We start from the raw sequence: 20,793 nt of genomic DNA on the forward strand, positions 1-20,793 counted from the left end.
GAGCAGAACAACTTACTGCTTTTCATTGCTTTCTTACCCCAACTTTCGAGTAGTTTGATCTATCACGTTTTGAACAAAAGATTTTAATTCCTCTATAAATAACTTTGCTGCTTGTCCCATAAACTTATCTTTCCGATATATGATGCAGATATCTTGACTAGGTGTAGGTTGGAGCAATTTTACCGCTGAGATGTTATCTCGGTCCAGATAATCGAGCAGCATTCGTGGAAGAATGGAGGCACCTATCCCTTGTTCGATTAAAGACAAAAGTGTCGATAACGTAGAAGATACGATTGGGCTGTCTATGGTAATGCCTTTTTCTTGACAGCAAGAATGGATGATCTTTGTAATCTGGTGTTCAGGACCAAACATCACCATTTTTAGTTGCTGTAACTGTTCAAAGGGAAGAGCCTTTGACTTCGCTATGGGGTGATCCGATTGAATAGCCAAAGCAAACTCCTCGTGGAACAAAGGGATGACAGCGATTCGGTCATCCGGGTTTAGAGGCACAGTGGTAACTCCAAGATCTCTTGTTCCATCGACAACTTGTTCATATACATCCATTGTTTCTGTAACACTTATGGAGAGCTTGGGATATGTGCGGTGGAAGTCGACTAGCAGTGCATCAAACAGTAAATCTCCATCACCTGGGAGAATTCCGATGTCCAATCTGCCGCCCTCCATTCGTTTTAGATCTGTGATGGCTCCTTTCATATAGTCGACACGTTCAAAGATGAGATGACATTGCTCTAATACAATCTTACCTGCATCCGTTAACGCGATCCGCCTGCCAATACGATCGAATAGAGGAACACCCAGTTCGTTCTCCAAAAACTTGATCTGCTGACTCAGGTTCGATTGTGTCGTGCAGAGGTTCTCGGCGGCCCTTGAGAAATGCATCTCCTTGCATACCGCAGCGAAATATTCTAGTTGTCTAAGTTCCATCCCTCAGTGTCCCTTCCTATTAGCTATCTTCTTTTTTTATTATAACCTGAAATGAAACGATTTTTATTTATCATTACTAAAACTGATCAATTGCATCGGAATCTCGTGATGGTTGCTTTGTGAAGAGCAATGTACACTTTAAATAGGTAAACGAAAACAAAAACAACTTATCAGGAGGCGTTTCATAATGGCACAATCGATCATAAATACAGGAAAAGTTTTACGTCAGATTCTTATCGGTCAACTTCAAGGTATTTCGGAAACTGGGCTCGATATTCAACCAGAAGGCTTCCATAATACCATTCGTTGGAATGTCGGTCACATCATTTATTGGATGGATAAATACTCTACTCTATCCTTTGGATCACCTTCCGCTATTCCAGATAAATTTGAGACACTATTTAACTCTGGAACGAAGCCAGCGGATTGGACGATTGCTCCACCATCGAAGGAAGAACTGACCCAATTATTAGGGCAGCAGCTTTCTCGTCTTTCTGAGCTGACACCTGAATTACTAGATAAGAAATTGCCATCTCCATTTGCAATGGGACCATTTCAATTCAATACAGGAGGCGAGCTGTTCAACTTTGCTCTGATGCATGAAGCGATTCACCTTGGAACTATATCAAGCCAGATGAAATTAATTTAGTAGAAAGCTATCAAAACGCGCTATTCCCACTCTAGGACTTAACGAATGGAAGGATAGCGTTTTTCGTTTGCTTGCTTTCGGCTTACTTAAAGGTTTCGGAAAATATGATATAATTTATTCACCCTGTCATCCGAGCATTGGAGAAGCAATGCGAAGCTACGAAGAGTACCTGGCCCGGCACATTCCGCTGGCCGTTCACCGGGACTATGTGTTGGAGGATCGCCTGACATACGAACCGCTGTCCAAGGACAACGCGTTCTGGGAGGACATCGATGCCTCGTATGGATGCCAGAACCGGTTGACCTCTACCCTGCGCTTCTTCGATGTCAGATGCTTCGATTTCTACAAGGAGTACGGCATCAAGGTAAGCGACTCGGCATTCGTGCTGGATGCTGCTGGTCGTGTCCTCACGGACAGTCGACTCTTCCTCTACACGATCGTTCTCGGTGGTCAAGTGACCATAAACGATCAGATCTTGCCCAAGGCTGACGGCTACCACATCGTCATCAGGAGGGGGAAGGGGAAGAGAGCCCCACGGGTCATGCAGGATGACTCCTACCAGTGCCACTATCGCCGGGAGGACTTCCAGACGGTCAACCAGCTGCTGGCCGGGTAGATCAGCTTTGACGGGAAGGACTCTGGACACTACTTCAAGGAGGATTTGTCCAGAGTCCCCACTACCAAAAAATTGTTTGGTCTCGGGACTTTTAATGAAAAGGGTGGCCAAGGGGACGTTTCTCTTGTTGCATAAAAAAGGAAGCAACAGAACAACTATCATTAAGAATCTCTATTTATTTCCGCAAAACCCAGACTGCTGATTAACGTTAACATTGCATAATTCCCTTGATGAACATAGGTAATTATTTTTTATTCTTTGTTTTTTACATATTCTATTGTTTTACTTCGATATAGAAGCGATTATGCGACAAGAGAACCGTCCCTTTGTCGCAAGATTGTCATTCTTTCATCATTCTACTTGATTATAACAGTTTCTACTGATAAACATGACTCAGCGGATGGAGAAAAGGCGAAACAAAGATAATTAGTTATGTTCACAATACTCTTAGTAATCTTATAAATAGGACTATAGTTTTATTTCAAGTCAACTTTTTTCAGTAGTGGATCTTTTTTAACTAATAAATCCAACGAATCTGTGGTCTTACCTTTTAAGTGTTGGTCAAAAAACGCTAATGTCACCGCTTTTGTGATTTCAAGGCATTTTGCTGGATCTGTTTTTCCAGTTATATTTATTAGATCGCGTAAATAGCTGTCACCTATCCAAAGGCCAATATCTGTGAATTTCATGTGGTCGCTACCTATAATGGTGAATAAATTTCCGGATGCCTTAAGAACCTTGTTAAGTCCTATAATTTCTTGTTGCATTTTTTCGTAAGCCTTATCATAGGCTTCCTTGCTCCCATAAGAGGAAAGCATGATTTTTTTGTCTTCATTAGATAGACTTTCGAACTTTGGCATCATGGTAGTTTTATTTTCAATCGTTTGAACTTGTACTTTATCGTTCGCAATCATAAGAAAAGGTGCCATGTGTTTGAAGTTTTTAGGAGTGGTAAAAACGGTTCCGTCCAAATTAATGGCAGCCTTCACTCTGCTATCATTAATTGCCAAGTTATAAGCCGCTGAACCACCAAGTGAATGACCAATGACACCTATTTTATTCAGATTCAACTTTCCTTTAAAATTAGAGTTCATTTTGCCTTCGTTCATTTCACCCAGCTTTTTGATTACAAATTTATCATCGTCGGCCATGATTTGAGAAAATATCGTTGTAATATCTCCCATGTTAAACTGAGTTGTAATCTCTTTGGGAGAAATAAATTTATCAGGGAAAACTGACCCTGCAGATAGATAGGTATGGTCAATCGCCACAACAATATATCCATGACTTGCCAAATCCTCACACTGAGACGTTTCAACTTCCATTGTGGTTCCTGCCCCATGAGAAAAAAGGATTATAGGATAACTTTTTTGTTTATCTGATAGTTGAAGATCTTCTTTTGAATTTGTCTGTACCAATTTCAATTGATCAAACGCTATTTCAGGTAAATGATAATTATCCGTCAGCGCCTTTATAAGTTGAGTTGAATGGTGAAAATAAGGATCAAAAGCTTTTGAGTCATCTTTCTTTGCTGGATAATAAACTTTAGTCATCAGCTCTCGCTTTTGAGTTGATTTATTCAAGAAAGGATCTTTGCGTTTGTCATCAACAAGACGGATATATTTAATGCCCACATTATAGCTGCCTGTCGGTTTTGGAAGCGTAAATACAGGAAGGGCATATGCCAGATAGGAAGTAGCTGCAAGGAAGATCAGGGATAGGCTTATTACGATAATCTTTAGTACTTTCGGGAATCTGGCTTCAAAAAACCTTTTATTTGTTTTTATTAGTGTATAAGCAACCAATAGAATGACAAATAGGTAGGAAAAAGCCATCTGGTAACGGACGCCCTCGAATACAACATGGAAAAAAAATACGGATAGGTTTACACCTGTGACTAATAACCAAACTACCTTCGATTGTTTTTTAAAACTTAGAAACAGCGATATCAAATTCACTAAAATTAAGATCATTTCGAATATTCTCATTTTATTCCTCCGTTTTATTTTCATTATCATTTATTTTATTTAGAGGTTCCGCCACATTTTAATGAAAATATACGCTAAACGAAGATTTATTCAAACAAGACGGAAATTTCTGTACAGTAGATACACCCAGCTTGTTTTGCATAAACTCGTCGATAAAATTCATTCTTGATATCTTCCACACGAGAAGGATTACTTTTTGATTTGTATTATGTTTGCAATCACGAACAGAATCCAAATATGCAAGGGATAAAACGCATAAAAGAAATATTTGAGACTTTTTCCTCTCTTACCGTTGTAAGACAGCATCAATGGGAGAGCTATAATCATTATCCACTGGTAATTTCCATAGAATAAATTTTGAACTGTAAATCCGGATAAGCATGGGTTTACGAACATGAGGAGACAAAATAGGATATACATAACTGTAAACTTTACGTGATCATTACTGAAAGCATATATTAGAATGCCTTGCAATACAAAGAGAGCAGATCCTTGAGCAGTTACTATATTCGGGATGAAGCCACTTACTAAATACGCATATGAATTCGATATTATACGAATTTTTGTAATCAACAGAAAGCTGATGATTTGGATTAGAAAGAAACCAATCCATAATGCAACTTTTTTATACCTTGTAAGCCGGACGGTTGCTAACGTAATCAGAACTCCCATTAAAAAAAAGGTGGCGAAAATATTATCTGCAATCTGAAACTTTGCATCGGGAAAGAATGCTTGTAAGATACAGCTTCCGACAGCCATAACAACTGATCCTATATAAATTCGGACCAAATATTTCTTTCTGCTGCGCGTATGAATGAGTCCCTGGACGATGCAGAACATAAAAACGGGAATGGAGATTCTGCCGATCCATCCAAAAACAACGGGAAAAGTATCGGGAAAAGATCCTTCAAGGTTATCCATCAACATCGCTACAAGAGCAATGATTTTCAAAATAAAAACAGTCATCTATTTATTCCCTCCATCCCCTTAAGATCCACTGTGCACATCTGCCCGGTTGTAATATTGAATGCAAAAGGTTAGGGAGACAACAAATGTAAATATTAGAATGATCAGCGCAGGTGCTGCATAAGGATTTGGACCAGGTTGAGCAATACCTTGAGCTAGATTACGAACAGGCCAGTAAGGAGCCAACCAAGGGAAAAGGATGCTATGCATACTATGTCCTGCCTCACTGATGCCCGCGAAGATGGAGACTATCGATCCTAAAATGGCATTAGGCATAATGGTTTTTCCTACCATGCTTAAAGCTGCTGCCACAGGAATCGTGCCAAATGAGAGTATACAGATCATGATGTTCATCTTCATCCCTAACCATACTATAGAAACATCTAAATGATGCTTGACTAGTATTGTGGAAACAATCGAAAACACAAACGGCAACCAAACAGTTAGCACAATGAGTGAAAATACTACCAACAGTTTTGCTATAAAGAATATGATTCGTGAGGCTGGGTATGAAAAAAGTTGATTTATCGTACGTTCCTGATACTCACGTGTTATAATGTATCCGATCATCAGAGCGAACAAAGCAGGCCCAAGTATGGTTACTACCATCCCTTGACTGTAAAACATATCTTGCATATCAAAAGCTAATGGAATACCTGCAGGAGATATTTTCGGGAATAATGCCTTTGAGCCCATTAGGCATGCTGGCAGTACTCCTAAAAGAACCAGCCAATAAAGCTTTGTATTCTTCAGTTTCATTATCTCTGTATAAAAAACGCTAAACAAGTTATTCACCTCCTGTCAATTTAAGAAAATAGTCTTCTAGGCTATCTCCAGATAGTACAATCTTCTTTACACCGATATCATTTTTAGTCAACGTAAGATTGATCTTCTCTGGTTGATCAAGCTGCTCGTAAAGACGCAGGATACCAGGTTCGGTTACGAGATAATCGGTAATGTTAAGTTTCTGCTCCAAAACATAGGCAGCCCTCTGCCCATCATCAACCTTAATTTCCAGATAGTGTCTCGTTTTTTTCTGTAAGGTCTCGTAGTCAATTTCCTCTAAAAGCCTTCCCTGATGAATGATCCCGATTCTATTCGCTACCTGTTCGACCTCACTTAACAAATGACTGGAAATGATAAAAGTGATGCCACGTTGTTTGGTCAGATCCAAAAATAGTTGCCGAATTTCCTTGATTCCTCCTGGATCTAAACCGTTGGTAGGCTCATCCAGGATCAGGAGTTCTGGATGATGAAGTAAGGCTCGTGCGATTCCTAGTCTCTGCTTCATTCCTAAGGAATAATTTCTCACTTTCTGATGTTTTGCATCGAGCAGGCCGACAGTGGTCAGAACCTCGTCAATGCACTCCTTATTGCCCATCCCCATCAGACGACGATGAATCTCTAAGTTATCAACTGCATTCAGGTTAAGATAAAATCCCGGATACTCGATAATGGCTCCAATACGTTCTAGAGCCTTATTTCGATTACCATTCAACTCTGCACCAAATAATTCGACCTCTCCTGCTGATGGTCGGATCAGTCCCATGAGCATTCGCAGGGTGGTCGTCTTACCAGCACCGTTTTGCCCTAAAAAACCGTAGATATCTCCTGTTTTAATAGTCATGTTAAGGTCATTAACCACCACTTTGTCTTTGTAGCGTTTTGTTAGATGATATGTTTGTAAAACATAGTCCACAGTTAGCACTCCTTTCGATACTTACTATATAGGAGAGTCCTAACAACCCATATAAAAATTCCTTACAAAGTCCTTAAATTTAATCCATGAAAGTTCAGGAAAGTACTTCTAGTTAGTGTTGATCGTCTACCCCTTGGTTAGACAAAATGAAAAAATGGTTTTCTTGTTTGGTGTACTGGTTACCGTAATTCGACCTCCCTGTTTTTCAACCAGATTTTTTGTAATGGTCAGTCCTAGACCAGTACCCTGAAGGGAAGAATTCCTCGACGCTTCTCCTGTATATAGTCGATCGAAAATATGAGGTATATCTTGGGCTGGGATGCCTTTGCCTCTATCCCAAACGTCTACCCAGACAAGGCTTTCTTCCTCTCGGAGAGCAATACCTATTTCCTTGCCGTCTGTACCATAGCGCAAGGAGTTTGACAGAAGGTTGTTTAAGATACGTCGTAAACAGACCTTATCAACTTGGACATAAAGAGGAGTTTCTGGGAGTTTGATTGTAGGTGTAATCTCAGCTTTTACAAAATCAGGATAAAAACTAAGAATAATCTCAGGTACGATCTTTACTAGGTTGATTTTTTCAAGCTTCAGTTCAAAATCATCTGCTTCCAGCTTTGCCAATTCAAAAAAGTCTTGTAAAAGAACCAGCAAAGCATTCCCTTTTTCGGTGGTTATCCGAAAAAAATCTTCTCTTTCCCTTACTGTGAGTGTTGAATCGTGTTTCAATGCCTCCATATAGCCTAGGAGAGAGGTCAGTGGGGTACGTAAATCATGCGATATGTTGGCAATCATCCGTTTCCGCTCTTCCTCTAAAAAAGTGATTCGTTCAAAACCGTTCTGAAAATAATCTATAAGCCGGTTTAACTCTCCTCCCATGTCTTCCATGTTCTTATGCGAAGTCCGCAACCGATAACGCAAATTAAGATTGCCAGTTTGAATTTCCCGTGTGATCTTGCTTATCTTTTTTATTTCACGAATAAGCTGGAAGTGTCGATGCAAGAGAAACAGGATAAAGCATAGGAGAGCAAGCGAAATGAACAGCATACTAACACTCCTCCCCCAGTTTATAGCCAAACCCCCACACTGTTTGAATATAAACAGGATTAGATACGTCTGGCTCTATCTTCGTTCTAAGTCTATTGATATGAACCATAACTGTATTGTCATCAGCCATACTTTCTTCCTGCCAGATGGCTTGGAATATTTGAGATTTACTAAAAACACGAGTGGGATTTGCTAGAAACAGTTTTAAGATGGAGTACTCCTTAGCAGTCAAAAGTTTTTTCTGTCCGCCCAAAGTAACTTCATATGTACCTGTATGGAGTTCTAAATCGCCGTGTTTAAATATCTTTGGTTCCGCTTGTGCAGTATCTGAGTTAAAATCCATATACCGACGAAGCTGAGCTTTAACCCTAGCGATTAGTTCTCCGATTGTAAACGGCTTGGTCATATAATCATCCGCCCCAAGTCCTAATCCAAGTATTTTATCCATTTCTCGATCTCTAGCAGACAAAATAATCACTGGGGTTGTTTTCTTTTCTCGAATTTTGCGTAAGATCTCCTGACCATCAACTTTAGGCAGCATCAAGTCTAAAATAATGAGTTGGTATTCATGGTTGGAAAGATATGAGAGTGCTTCTTTTCCATTATAGACAGAATGTGTATGAAAACCCTCTTTATTCAAGTATCTAGCCACCAACTGGTTTATTTCCACATCATCTTCAATAATCAAAATTTGAATATCCATTTGTTCTCCTCCATTAATGCTTAACAAAAACATCTGTAGTTTTCATGCAATCTGGTTCTAGTGGAGTGTATGTTTATAAAATTCTAGTATAATAAATTATAGCAAAGCTCCCCTTTTTTCAGGTGTTAGGAGAAAGGCATTTCTATACTATTTAAAAAGGTATATAAATTAAAACCACCACTCATCAGTGGTGATTTTTTTATTATCACAATCTAAATGGGTTTAATATTATTTCACATACTTCCGTGTGGCCTCTTCTTTGTATTTATCTAATTGATCAGCTGGATTCATCACGGCATCTCCCAAACCAAGTAATAGTATGTCAATCATCTCATCACAAATGGGGGCTGGGTGTTTCAATAAAACATCTGTACTTTCTGTATCTTCTAAGTATTCATCAAGAACGGGTAAAAAAAGATAGCAATTTTGCTATCATTAGTGATTTTTATACAGGTTTTTGGTAATTTTTTGAGCCATGTACTCCATTTTCGACATCATTCTGGAATCATCTACTGATTGAAGTTTTTCGGGTTTGAATAATTGGAGTTTTTTCAACTTGTAAAAATCAAAGAGTACTTGGTTAATTGTTAAGTTATTTACCATTAAATATTTGACATCCAGCATGTTTTGCAGTAATTCATCTTGCAGGATGAATAACTTGCCATTGATCTCATTAAAGACGCCTTCTCCCATTCCTTCATCTAAAAAAGTCAATATTTGGTGTTCTCGCAGTTTCAGGGCTTCCCTTAATCGATCATAACTTTCTGGATAACTGCTTTCGAGTTCCTCTAAAAAAACATCAGTAATGTATTCATAAACCAAAACGGACTGTTCAAATAATTCCTGGAATCGATTACCAAATTTTTGATCGGCATCTAGGGAATCCCCTATGAGTTCTTTAATATGATCCACATAAAAATTCACAATACATCCAATAATCTCTTCTTTTGACGGAAAATATTTATATAAGGTAGCCCTGCTTACATCCATCATTTTCGCAATCTCTTCCATACGTAAGGATTGGAAACCGCTTTTTCTCACATAAGGTATTAGCTTCTGAATAAGCTTTGCTCTTATCTCGTTTTGTTTGTCTGCTCCTTTGTTTTCGTTGCTCAATTTGCGTTCCTCCTTCCTTTTATTTTACCTCATACCAACCTGAATTATATACAACATAAACATAAAAAATCAAATAGACAAAAAATGATTTTTTTGTTTACATAGTATTTGGTGTCGTGTTACTATGAATTCAACTTCAAGAAAAGAAAGGAAAGTTTACATCATGAAAACGAGAAAATTGGGAAATAGTGATTTGGTTGTTTCATCTGTTGGTTTAGGTTTGATGGGAATGTCGGGGGGTTATGGTCAAGCAGATGACGAACAGTCCATTAAAACCATACATCATGCTCTGGAACTAGGCGTTACATTGCTCGATACTGCTGATATTTACGGCAATGGTCATAACGAAGAGTTGCTCGGGAAAGCTCTTAAAGGCCGTCGGAGTCAAGCGATCGTAGCTACCAAGTTTGCTTACCTTCCTAATTTTGCAGGAATTAACGGCCATCCAGATTACGTCAAGAAAGCAGTGGATGAAAGCCTTCGTCGCTTAGGGATTGAATATATTGATCTGTACTATCAACATCGAGTAGATCCGAATGTTCCGATCGAAGAAACAGTTGGGGCAATGGCGGATCTCGTTCAAGCGGGGAAAGTTCGTTATCTTGGGCTTTCCGAAGCCTCTGCATCTGATATTCGCCGAGCATATGCAGTACATCCCATATCTGCATTGCAAACCGAATATTCCCTTTGGAGCCGGGAAATTGAAGATGAAATACTGCCTGCCGTAAGAGAATTGGAAATTACTCATGTAGCCTACAGTCCACTGAGCAGGGGATTTATATCTGGGGAGCTTCGCAAATTTGAAGATCTGGCAGAAAATGATGTACGCAAATATATTCCGCGTTTCCAAAAAGAGAACTTCCATAAAAATGTGGACATAGTAGATAAAATCAAAGAAATCGCAGAAGAGAAAAACTGCACTCCTTCTCAATTGGCATTAGCATGGACCATGGCAAATGGCGCTTTGCCCATACCGGGAACCAAACGAATCAAATATTTAGAGGAAAATGCAGCTTCTGTCCATGTGGAACTAACCCCTGATGATTTAGCTCGTATCGAAGCAGTTAGTCCCAAAAATGCAGCACATGGCGGCCGGCATATCGACGGCGAAAAATTCCGGAGAAATTTAGACAAAGTGAATAGCTGATGAAAAGTGCGACAAGGGGACGGTTCTCTTCGTAAAAAATGGTCATTCAGTTACAAAAAACTGGATGACCATTTTTTACGAAATACGAGAAACCTTATTTCGCTACTTCATCTTAGTCGAAATAATTCCAATAACCAAAACCTTCCAATTGATGGAGGGTTATTTGTCATACTCATTTGTAGTGTAACAAAAAGTAAAGATAATTTATACCTAAAAACTTGACAAGATATTAGCTGGTTTGTCGCATTTATATTAAAAAAGATAGCATTTAGCAGCTATCATAATCATATATATCCTTATCCATATAATTCAAAGTTCCGATTTATTGCAACATTTCTCTTGGCGGAGGGTTAGTTTGGTAATGAAATAGTCGTGAGGCTAACGTCCCAAGAATCCGACGGCTTTAGTCGTGTGGAGTAGTCAATTCGATGAATTGCTCTAGGCATAATTAATTTTTAGTCAAAAAAGAAACACTCCCTAATCTAAAAAATGAAGGGGGCGTTTCTTTATTTATAATTTTCAGGGAAATAACTATCTTTTCATGATAGATTTACACCTAAATGAGGCGACCTTCAAATGTGTTCCTCATTCTATTTATCGATTTTCAATAATAAAATATTGATTTTCGATAAATGATAGGTATAATGAATATAACTATCACCATCCTCAAACAACTAATAGACTATGTTGAATTTTATTGGGTTATCAGAATATTTGAATGAAATACTGCAAAATGGTGGACTTAAAAAAGAAGGTGTTACTGAAATATGATTTCCAAAAGAAGTTTACTAAGATTGTTTCTATCCCTAATTGCAATAGGATTAGTTGTGTTGATTTTGTTATCAGCCTATTTTTTAATCCAAAGGAATAAAACTTTGGTATTGCCAAAACCAACAGGAAAGTTTCCAGTAGCTAGAATTGGGTATGATTGGATTGATAAATCCCGATATGAGTATTACTCCAAAATAAAAGGCAAGAAAAGAAAATTATCCATATGGATTTGGTACCCTGCAGAATTAAATAAAAATGCTAAAAAAGCAGAGTATTTCCCCTCAAATAAGTGGGGAATTATCCAAGAAAAGATTTCAGGCTTGCCATATTTACAACAAAATTTTAAAACGATCCATACTAATTCTTTTCAAAATGTGCCTTTATCAACCAGACAAAAGACTTACCCTTTAATCGTTTTTGAACCGGGAATGGGTAATATCGTGTTTAACTACACTACATTAGCCGAAAATCTTGCTAGTCATGGATATATTGTAGTTGGGATAAATCCAACATATAGTTCCGATCCTGTTGTGTTTTCAGATGGAAGTGTTGCATACAAGACACCTAAAGGAACAATGTCAGAAGATGATCTAACAGATGAGCAGATGAATGAGATTGGTTCCCAACTAATTAAAACGTGGGCTGGCGATATGAGATTTGCAATTAACAAATTTGCTGAATTGAATACGATTCAGGGAAGCATGTGGACTGGACGTATTGATATGAAGAATATAGGGGCTTTTGGACACTCGTTCGGAGGAGCAACTGCTGATGAAGTATGTTCGCTTGATAATCGAATTAAGGCTGGGATTGATATCGATGGTTACTTGTACGGTGTCAAAAAAATTCCAGAAAAACCGTTTATGTTTATCATGAGTTATCATCCGAAAAACGAAAGTTATTTCCAAGGGTATGAAAAAATACAGGGAGTTTATAACAGTTTGAAGAAAGATGGGTATCTAATAGAGATCTCCAAAGCAGCCCACCCCAGTTTTTTGGATAATGCTCTCTTTTTTTCACCGATATTAAAGGCTTTGGGTATATTCGGGACAATAAATGGGGAACGTGGTTTGCAGATCACAAACGCTTATATAACTACTTTTTTCGATAAATATCTTAAAAATAGAAACAGCAAATTATTAAATAAAAGTCATCAGACTATCCAGAAGTAAAAATTCAATTAAAATAGAATATTCGCGACGAGAGGGAGGTCCTCTTGTCGCAGTTGTAATAAAAAAATAGCACATTGACTGCAAGCATCGGATCACTCCATGATGAGATGACAGGAAATGATAAGAATACAGGTGTTAAACAGTTTCATATAAATCATAATGCGCGGTTGGTTGATGTATATCAGGCATATATAAAGTGAATGATGGGAATAACTGTAACCTTCTAAGAGTGTAAGAATGAAGTATGAAAATGTACGTTTTTCAAAAAAAGTGATTCAAAGGGGGGGTAATACATGTCGGATCTTAAATTCGTTTATGTGACTTATATTGCAACTACAGAAGAAAAACTATGGGAAGCATTGACAAGCAGTGAGATTACGGAAAAATACTTTTTTGGCACAAAAGTTGAATCAGATTGGCAAGAAGGTTCAACTATTCATTATTCTAGAAATGGACAAGTTACTGATCATGGTAAAATACGAAAATATGAACCACATCACATCCTATCTTTTACATGGAATAATACTGGTGACACAACAGATCGTGAAAAGCCAACACAAGTTACATTTAAATTGAAACAAATAGACTCTATTGTAAAATTAACACTCAAACATGAACATCTATTACCGACTGATTTCGTAGAGGAAGAAGATACTTTTATAGGATTTAACAATGGATGGCCTGCTATTCTTAGTAATTTGAAAAGCCTGCTGGAAACAGGAAAAACGTTGCCCCCGATTTCCACGTAGATTGTCCGACAAGGGGAAGGTTCTTTTGTCGCGTTGGTAATAGAAAAGATAGCAACTTAAACAATTGAAGTCTATGTCACTTGTGCCCTCACTATTTTGAATCTTTTTCCCAAAATATAACCAAAAAGTAACGCAGAAGACTAATTCTGCGTCACTAGGTGTACTAGTTAAGACTGTTAACAATCTTACGGATCTTTGCAGCAGCATTTCTAATAATCGGTTTTCCATGTCCTAGGCAAAGTGTTTCTACATTCATCCTATCTATTTTGCGAACGGATTGTTTAGCTGTTATTAAATCCGGAGTAGCTGCGATTAATGGTAATGTTGGACGATCAGAAGGTAAGTTCATGAGAATATCTCCACCGATCAATATTCGTTGATCCTCCAGCCAAAAACCACAATGTCCTGGACTGTGCCCAGGTAAATCAATCACTTCTAAACCAGGAAATACTTCATCTAAGCGATCCCCTTCTGTAAGCTCAACATGTACAGGTACAGCTATCTGATAGTTAAGCATAGGTTTAAGCCAATACTTACTTACGAGACGATTAAATCCTCCAAGTTGAGAAGGAGAGGCGAATCGAGGCATTTTCTCACCACGAATCACTTCACTCTCATAGCGATGATGTGCATACACCTTTGCTCCTGTTATTGCATGTAATTCAGCAAGACTTCCAAAATGATCCCAATGAGCATGTGTAATAAGAATTCGTTTAATGTCACTTAATTGATAGCCGCCGTGCTGAAGACTCTTCTGGATTCGAGATACCGAATTAGGCTTGCTTGTATCAACAAGGGTGAGGCCATCAGAAGCCTCAATTACATAAACATTCCCCATAATCAAACCTTTCAGTCGATAAATATGTTTTTGAATTTTTTCCATGTGTAGCCCTCCAGATGAGGTTAATAAATGTTTGATTAGGACTAAATAGTACTAATGAAAGTCAAAAAAATATCATAACAATTAAAGTTTAGATGTTGGTTGTAACATTTTCAGTAATGTATCGCGTTCTTTTCGAAAGGAGTCGACATTTTTTTTGATGCTGATAAGCATTAGCATTCCTTCCAACCATGAACTAAAGATAGAAGCGAGCATATTTGCTGGGAGATCGTTACGTATTTCGCCTTGTTCAGCTCCTTGTTGAATGAGTTGAGTAAAATGATCAACTTGCTGTTCAAAAAATATCTCAAGTCGTACACGAACTTGTTCATTCGTTCTACCTGCCTCCACCATGAGAGAGAGGAGCGGACATCCTCCAATGCAGCCTCGTTCCGCTAGTTCTTCTATCAGCATATTTGTATATAGCTTTGTTTTTTCGATCAACGATCCGTGGCTTTCGATGAATAGTTTTTGGAAAGATGTTTCAAGAGTTGAGATGTATGCTTCTAAAACAGCAAGTGTTAGATCATCTTTGCTCTTAAAATGATAATAAATATTGGATTTTGATACACCGCTTTGTTTGACCACATCATCCATCGCTGTGTTTGAAAGACCACGGTAACGAAATAATTCTGCTGCCACTTGAATCACATGATCTTGATTAGTTAGTTTATTCATGATTAGGACTATACAGTACTAAAAATGGAATGTCAATACGCGACAGAGAGAACCGTCCCCGTTGTCGCTCATAATAAAACAACTAACAGATTTGGGAGGCCTATAGATAATAACTAATTTCACAAATTGTTGTATGAGAAAACGAAAGAAGGAGTTATTTTTGATAAAAAAGGAACCTTAATTAGGTTCCAATTATTTAGGTTGGATCTCCGCCTACCATAGAGCTACACCCCCAATTCTATATGAATATTAACATTATAAAATTCATCTTTGTGCTTTGTGAATTCGGTATCATTACCCGTACATGAGTAGCAATAACTTAGATAAAGTAATGCTTGCCGTTCTTTTATTTTGTGATTATGTTGTTTTGCTAAATTCACTGCTTTTTTGTATAAAGGTATTGCTTCGATCATCATCTGTTGTTTGATACAACAGTTACCCATTACAAGAAGTGCTTCGATTTGTCCTAATGCATCATCACTACTCTTACTTATTTTTATTGCGTTTTTAAGTTCTTTTTCAGCCAAATTCCATTTTTTTTGATGCGTGTATAACAATCCTAGTTCTGTATAAGCGGGAATTAACAGGTACTCTTTATCTTTTCGGATTTTATTTTTAAATTCAAGAGATTGCAAATAACATTCTTCTGCTAGTGCTAAGTCTCCTTTTTTTAAATGTATACTACCTAATGTAGCCTGCAATGATACGAGATTATTGAATTCTCTGTTTTGTTTGGCGAATTCGATACCTTGTTTTGCATAGTCTAATGCTTTTTGATACATATTCTGTTTGTTAAGGATGGTAGCATACATTACATACATTTGTAATACTACATTTGATTGAAGTTTATGGAAAGGACATTTTTTTAAGTCTTCACGTAACTCGTCTAAAGTTTGTAACGCTTCTTCCTGTTTTCTCCCTAGTTTATCTAGATAAATAACTTGATTAATCATCAAATTGTGTTTGATAGTTTCTCTGTCTCCGTCAGTAGTGTATTCTTTTAAACCGAGCTCATTGTATTCTAAGGCTTTTATGAGATCGTTTTGAAAGTGAAACGATTTTCCTAATTCATTATAACAAACAGCTTTTATGTTTGATTTCTCCATACCTTGTACTTTATCAATTAGTTTAATAGCACTTATGAGATGAGGTACAGCTGCTTTCCATTTTTTCTTCTCTGTGTTGCAAAGTCCTCTGTAGAAGTGGATAAAGGGGGAGAAACTAGGTAATTCCTCTAAGTTTTCTTCTGAGTTCAATTTTTCGAGTCTTTCTAGTGCTGAATCTGTATCAGCTATGATTAGTTTCTCTAGTCTCTTCAAATGGGAATGTATTGTTCTTTCTTTACTTTCAACCTCCGATTCAACATTTAATAGTTCTTTAGAAAGACCAAAATGAGAAGCATATTTTATTATCATTTCTTCGCTTACATTTGGGAAACCACGTTCTATCAAACTGATAGTGCTGTGTGAAATGCCTACGTCAGGTGCGATAACTTCACAACTTACACCTAGTTTCCTTCTTTCCGCTCTAAGGGTAACACCGATCTGTTCTCGTTTTTCTCGATTCATTCTTTCCACTCTCCGATAATATGATCAAAAATTTCCTATTATCGAGAATATCAAAAACAATGAAAATACTCAATATTAGGTAATTTTATAACATAAAGTGCTATCGGATATAATTTTGCAAATATTGGATAAATATTTTATGATTTTAATACACCTTTCCAAAGAGAGGAAGGTTGTCCAAGCTGCTTCCTTCTTCTCTTTTATTCCTATAAGGGAGGGGTGTTGAAGGTGTAAGAAATGAGAGTATATATTTTATGGCTTTATGCGGGTAGTTATTTTTATATATTTTATGGAATGTCAGTAGTTTTACAGGAGAGTGAAAATATCAATGAGCCTTGACTGGATCATCGAGAATCGCACTATTCCGCTGGAAGTCACTGACGTTCTGCAACAGGTAGCAGACCAATATAACTATTCAACGGATCAGATGTACCAACAAAAGCAAGAAATCATGGATGAACTCCAAGCGAGGGGCAAAGGGTACATCATAAAATTTCTCTTTCCCAATGGGATCGAAGACGAGGAACGCTTCCTTCATGCGTTGATTCGAATGGAAATAAGGCGATTGCAAAAATAAAAAGCAAAGGACTGTGGTTAAAATGGCATTGAAATTATGCGTGGAAGGTAATAGAGACAAAGTGAGAGATTTTGTGGAGGCGATCCGAATTATCCCTCAGTGGCGGTTTTATAGTGGATCAAAGGTGTCAATTGGAGCAGATGAACTGAGGATAGAGTATTTCTTTGATAAAAAGCCTTATGAGAAACCTTCTCTGCAAACAAGAAAAACGTCTAGGCTAACAATTACTAGTTTGGATAATCAAAAAATAGACATCGATTTACTAGATGCAGAGGTTACGGATATGGGGAATGGAACTACTTTTATTCATGGGAGAAATTTTGATATTTTTGCAGATTCGTAATAAGATGCTCAAAATAATTGTCCCCCCTTCCAATTACTTGGCAGGGGGGGATTAGATCGCGGCTAGAGATTAAGCTGCGACCAGAGTCAGTTGATCGATTTTTGCGCGTGCTTCGCGGAAGTCTACCACAGCATGCACGTTTGCATCACGCACGATTTCACCGCGCAGCGATGGGACCTTGGCCAGCTGGTAGTCTACCCCTCTGATATCTGTTGGGGTAGTCGCATTGACTTTTGCGTGTTGGACAAATGCTGCGAAAAATGCACGCGCAGTACTTTGGTTTGGCTTCCACTCTGCACCTGTCAAGAATTCCAGGAATGATTGCAGATTCCTCTTTGTTGCAATGGTGTTCAAGGCGTCGCGGAGGAACATCTCGGCATTTTCCATGGCTGCATCGACAGGGAGGTCTTCTACCGGACCCCTCTTGGCCGATTCGAGCGAACGGAGAGCGTTGTAGGCACGAATCGCCCGAAACACAGGAGCCATTTCCCTGAACGAAGAAGGTGTTAGGCCCTGAGACCCAGCAAATTTCGTGAGATACTTTCTATAAACGAGCCTTTCCCTAGCTTCGTACTGGGATTCCCCCAGAGCGGTCTGTGAGAAATCTCGGGTGAAGATGACTTCGCTGGCTTGCTCTTGATTGACCTGTTCCCGGCGCGGCCTCCAGAAACTCAAAACACGCTCGAAAGCTGCACGAATCGGAAACAGCTCGATTCCAGCATGCTTGAAGTATCCGCAGAGGTAAGCTGTGGAAACGATCCCCAGGAACATGTATTGGATGATTTCTGCAAAGGAAACACCCACCAGCGTTTTGGGCAGGAGCCAGCATGCGATCCCAAAGAGCACAGAGCTCAAGATATAAATGATAGATGCAGTCTGGGTTTGTTTGTGAACCCCCAGTACCTCTCCTACGCATTGATAGATCGTCCAAGGACATTGCACCAATGCATACAAGAGGAGCAGCCTGACTGTCAACTTGATTACTGTTGTGTTGTCTGTGACGAGTCCAACTGCTGGTTCTGCCATGACAAGCAGGACGGTCCATGAAAGAAGCGTACCGATGACTACGGTGCCAAGTGCCCAGCGGATATACCGGGCTACTTGCTTCTTATTTTCGATCATGGGACCAATTGCAAGGCTGATGGAGGAAACGATCCCCCCCATCCAAGAGAGGTAGAAGACTCTCTGGACGACATAGAGGGTTCGAACAGCTGCAAGGTACTCAGGTCCAATCCAAGCAAGAATGGCAAAATAGGGGACCATCATCAGTTGGTTCAAAAAGCTTGCAAACGTGAGCGGAAATGCCTGGCTCAGAATGCTTTTCTGAAGCTTCCAATCCAACTTCCAGTGCAGGTCGCCGCCTGCCTTGTGAAAAAACCTCGCAAGGATCAAACCTGTTCCGAGCAGGGAAGACAGCACCGATGCACATGCCGCTCCGGCCAGCCCAAGGTGCTGCAGGTAGATCAGTACATAGTCCAGTCCCAAGTGGGTGATGATCATTGCCACCTGTGCTGCTGTGGTGGACCATTGCTCCTTTAGCCATCCTTGCAGCCCGTTTGTGATCACACTGAACAAGGCTGAAAGAATGCAGGTTCCACCGACGACTTGCAGATACAGCAGCCCGGTGGAGGTGATTTCTACACCGTAAACCACAAACAATTGTTTCGCGAGGAGGATGGTTCCAACCCCGAATGCGAGGCTTAGTGCACAGCATTGGCAGACGCCTTGGATGATGATCCTCAGTGCCTCTGCCTCGCTTTTTGCAGTAACAATGAAGTATCGGATAGCTGATCCAACCTTCGCATAAAAGCACCACTGGATGACCAAGATGCTTTCGACCACAATCGTGACAGTCTCGATCGCTGACAGCCCGATATGGCTAATGAAGAAGGTGTCAATGATCCCTTCCATTGCAAAGAAGAGGACCAAAAGGGTCGGCTGCCAGCCCAAACGGGCCATTGATTTTAGCGGGTGCTCTTTCTTTCTCATTATCCTTCTCTTTCTATACGGAGGAGCACTTACCACTATTGTAGTCGAAAATTGAAATAATTCATATTTTTATAGGAAATATAGTCCAAGGAGCGACATTACTTGAAAATGATAAGTGTGATTTACTTTTTATGGAGTGAATAAATGCATTTCGTCTGTTTTATCATTTTGCTTTAAGGTTTTGTAGGGAGTAACAATAATATTCCAAAAAATACTTGATTTTTGAAAATAAATCTTTTATTATATCCGCAACGATCCGAACATACATACGATGTAAACAGATAAAGGCTTCGTGATATACTAAATAATAAGCATAGGGGCTGACTTTGCGTGACTTATGATTTACTTGATCCAAAAAATGATTTTGTGTTTAAGCGTATTTTTGGCAGTGAGAAAAATACCCAAATTTTATTGGCTTTTCTTAATTGCATCTTGCATAAAGATGTGGAGGAACCAATACTCACGGAGATTGTTTTGTTAAATCCGTACACCGATAAGGATTCTCCAAGTGATAAGCAGTCCATTTTTGATATAAAGGCAAAAAGAGCGGACGGTTCCATCGTAAATGTGGAAATGCAGTTATTTAACCGGTATGATAATGAAAAACGAGCATTGTACTATTGGGGTAAACAGTATACAGAGCAGTTAAAGGAAGGCGAGCCCTACAAACGGCTGAAAAAATGTGTGGTAATTAACATCTTGGATTTTTCGATTATCTCTAACGACAGGTATCACAACATATTTCGTTTATGGGAAGACAGCGAACGGATTCTTTTTTCGGAGGATGAGGAGATTCACATCTTGGAATTATCCAAACTTGTTGGAAAAAGTGCCCCGAAAACAAGTGGTTTACTCAATTGGTTATTGTTTTTGAAAACCAAAGACAAACGATATTGGGAGGTGTTAAAAATGAATGAACCAATTCTTGGGAAAGCGATGAAGGAATTGGAGTATTTAAGTCAGGATGAAGAAGCCCGCAGACTGTATGAAATGCGTCAGAAGGCCCTTCATGATGAAGCGTCTTCTATTGCAGGGGCGAAAGAAGAAGGAAAGAAAGAAGTAGCAAGTAAGATGCTTCAAGAGCAAATGGATATTCAACTGATATCAAAAGTAACTGGTTTAACAAAGGATGTCATCTTGCAACTAAAATCTAATATTTCAAGTTCTAAACCTAAAAAATGAACCCCTGCTAT

At 38.8% G+C, this 20,793-nt stretch carries 21 protein-coding genes; 8 read left to right on the plus strand and 13 right to left on the minus strand.

The window, feature by feature from the left end; all coding sequences use genetic code 11:
- Positions 1 to 33 precede the first annotated feature (33 nt).
- Positions 34 to 945: a LysR family transcriptional regulator gene (locus tag MK805_RS05500; protein ID WP_240874546.1), complete on the minus strand. Its 912-nt coding sequence runs from the start codon at positions 943 to 945 to the stop codon at positions 34 to 36.
- A gap of 187 nt (positions 946 to 1,132) precedes the next feature.
- Between MK805_RS05500 and MK805_RS05505 the strand changes: the two genes are divergently transcribed.
- Both MK805_RS05505 and MK805_RS05510 read left to right on the plus strand, forming a co-directional pair.
- Positions 1,133 to 1,594 carry a DinB family protein gene (locus MK805_RS05505; RefSeq protein ID WP_240874548.1) on the plus strand — a complete coding sequence of 154 codons (462 nt, stop codon included), beginning with the start codon at positions 1,133 to 1,135 and terminating at the stop codon, positions 1,592 to 1,594.
- A 148-nt stretch (positions 1,595 to 1,742) separates the two neighbouring features.
- Positions 1,743 to 2,210: a hypothetical protein gene (locus MK805_RS05510; protein ID WP_240874550.1), complete on the plus strand. Its 468-nt coding sequence runs from the start codon at positions 1,743 to 1,745 to the stop codon at positions 2,208 to 2,210.
- Between the two features lie 476 nt (positions 2,211 to 2,686).
- Here MK805_RS05510 and MK805_RS05515 read toward each other — a convergent pair whose 3' ends face one another.
- The 8 genes from MK805_RS05515 to MK805_RS05545 form a co-directional block, all read right to left on the minus strand.
- Positions 2,687 to 4,198: an alpha/beta hydrolase family protein gene (locus MK805_RS05515; RefSeq protein ID WP_240874551.1), complete on the minus strand. Its 1,512-nt coding sequence runs from the start codon at positions 4,196 to 4,198 to the stop codon at positions 2,687 to 2,689.
- A gap of 189 nt (positions 4,199 to 4,387) precedes the next feature.
- Positions 4,388 to 5,164 carry a TraX family protein gene (locus tag MK805_RS18120; RefSeq protein WP_420833054.1) on the minus strand — a complete coding sequence of 259 codons (777 nt, stop codon included), beginning with the start codon at positions 5,162 to 5,164 and terminating at the stop codon, positions 4,388 to 4,390.
- 21 nt (positions 5,165 to 5,185) lie between these two features.
- Positions 5,186 to 5,950 carry an ABC transporter permease gene (locus MK805_RS05525; protein ID WP_240874554.1) on the minus strand — a complete coding sequence of 255 codons (765 nt, stop codon included), beginning with the start codon at positions 5,948 to 5,950 and terminating at the stop codon, positions 5,186 to 5,188.
- 1 nt (position 5,951) lies between these two features.
- The gene (locus tag MK805_RS05530; protein ID WP_240874558.1) at positions 5,952 to 6,863 is read right to left on the minus strand and encodes an ABC transporter ATP-binding protein; all 912 of its coding nucleotides are present in this window, start codon (positions 6,861 to 6,863) and stop codon (positions 5,952 to 5,954) included.
- Positions 6,864 to 6,989: 126 nt separating this feature from the next.
- On the minus strand, positions 6,990 to 7,907 hold the full coding sequence (locus MK805_RS05535) for a sensor histidine kinase (protein ID WP_240874560.1): 918 nt from the start codon (positions 7,905 to 7,907) through the stop codon (positions 6,990 to 6,992).
- A gap of 1 nt (position 7,908) precedes the next feature.
- Positions 7,909 to 8,610: a response regulator transcription factor gene (locus tag MK805_RS05540; protein ID WP_240874562.1), complete on the minus strand. Its 702-nt coding sequence runs from the start codon at positions 8,608 to 8,610 to the stop codon at positions 7,909 to 7,911.
- 228 nt (positions 8,611 to 8,838) lie between these two features.
- Positions 8,839 to 8,970 carry a hypothetical protein gene (locus MK805_RS17795; protein WP_255724520.1) on the minus strand — a complete coding sequence of 44 codons (132 nt, stop codon included), beginning with the start codon at positions 8,968 to 8,970 and terminating at the stop codon, positions 8,839 to 8,841.
- A 75-nt stretch (positions 8,971 to 9,045) separates the two neighbouring features.
- Positions 9,046 to 9,726, minus strand: coding sequence for a TetR/AcrR family transcriptional regulator (locus tag MK805_RS05545; protein ID WP_240874564.1), 681 nt, complete (start codon positions 9,724 to 9,726; stop codon positions 9,046 to 9,048).
- Positions 9,727 to 9,889: 163 nt separating this feature from the next.
- Here MK805_RS05545 and MK805_RS05550 point away from each other — a divergent pair, with 163 nt between their 5' ends.
- The 3 genes from MK805_RS05550 (at position 9,890) to MK805_RS05560 (ending at position 13,565) form a co-directional block, all read left to right on the plus strand.
- Complete coding sequence (locus tag MK805_RS05550) at positions 9,890 to 10,873, plus strand: aldo/keto reductase (RefSeq protein WP_240874566.1); 984 nt, start codon at positions 9,890 to 9,892, stop codon at positions 10,871 to 10,873.
- Between the two features lie 767 nt (positions 10,874 to 11,640).
- Positions 11,641 to 12,816 (plus strand): alpha/beta hydrolase family protein, encoded by a 1,176-nt coding sequence (locus tag MK805_RS05555; protein WP_240874567.1) that lies wholly within the window; start codon positions 11,641 to 11,643, stop codon positions 12,814 to 12,816.
- A gap of 293 nt (positions 12,817 to 13,109) precedes the next feature.
- Positions 13,110 to 13,565 carry an SRPBCC family protein gene (locus MK805_RS05560; protein ID WP_240874573.1) on the plus strand — a complete coding sequence of 152 codons (456 nt, stop codon included), beginning with the start codon at positions 13,110 to 13,112 and terminating at the stop codon, positions 13,563 to 13,565.
- Positions 13,566 to 13,728: 163 nt separating this feature from the next.
- Here the strand turns inward: MK805_RS05560 and MK805_RS05565 are convergent, their stop codons facing one another.
- The 3 genes from MK805_RS05565 to MK805_RS05575 all read right to left on the minus strand — a co-directional run bounded on the left by MK805_RS05565 (position 13,729) and on the right by MK805_RS05575 (position 16,691).
- Positions 13,729 to 14,448, minus strand: coding sequence for an MBL fold metallo-hydrolase (locus MK805_RS05565; protein WP_240874575.1), 720 nt, complete (start codon positions 14,446 to 14,448; stop codon positions 13,729 to 13,731).
- Positions 14,449 to 14,529: 81 nt separating this feature from the next.
- Entirely contained in the window at positions 14,530 to 15,123 is a 594-nt protein-coding gene (locus MK805_RS05570) for a TetR/AcrR family transcriptional regulator (protein ID WP_240874576.1), read from the minus strand.
- A gap of 224 nt (positions 15,124 to 15,347) precedes the next feature.
- The gene (locus MK805_RS05575) at positions 15,348 to 16,691 is read right to left on the minus strand and encodes a helix-turn-helix domain-containing protein (RefSeq protein WP_240874577.1); all 1,344 of its coding nucleotides are present in this window, start codon (positions 16,689 to 16,691) and stop codon (positions 15,348 to 15,350) included.
- 328 nt (positions 16,692 to 17,019) lie between these two features.
- Between MK805_RS05575 and MK805_RS05580 the strand changes: the two genes are divergently transcribed.
- Positions 17,020 to 17,268, plus strand: a complete 249-nt coding sequence (locus MK805_RS05580) for a hypothetical protein (RefSeq protein WP_240874579.1) — start codon at positions 17,020 to 17,022, stop codon at positions 17,266 to 17,268.
- A 40-nt stretch (positions 17,269 to 17,308) separates the two neighbouring features.
- On the plus strand, positions 17,309 to 17,611 hold the full coding sequence (locus tag MK805_RS05585) for a hypothetical protein (protein ID WP_240874581.1): 303 nt from the start codon (positions 17,309 to 17,311) through the stop codon (positions 17,609 to 17,611).
- Between the two features lie 69 nt (positions 17,612 to 17,680).
- Here MK805_RS05585 and MK805_RS05590 read toward each other — a convergent pair whose 3' ends face one another.
- Positions 17,681 to 19,600: an MATE family efflux transporter gene (locus tag MK805_RS05590; protein WP_240874583.1), complete on the minus strand. Its 1,920-nt coding sequence runs from the start codon at positions 19,598 to 19,600 to the stop codon at positions 17,681 to 17,683.
- Positions 19,601 to 19,930: 330 nt separating this feature from the next.
- On the opposite strand from MK805_RS05590, the gene MK805_RS05595 reads away from it, so the two are divergent.
- Positions 19,931 to 20,782: an Rpn family recombination-promoting nuclease/putative transposase gene (locus MK805_RS05595; protein WP_240874585.1), complete on the plus strand. Its 852-nt coding sequence runs from the start codon at positions 19,931 to 19,933 to the stop codon at positions 20,780 to 20,782.
- Positions 20,783 to 20,793 lie beyond the last annotated feature (11 nt).

It is taken from the genome of Shimazuella soli (genome assembly GCF_022511585.1).
Taxonomy (GTDB): domain Bacteria; phylum Bacillota; class Bacilli; order Thermoactinomycetales; family Thermoactinomycetaceae; genus Shimazuella; species Shimazuella soli.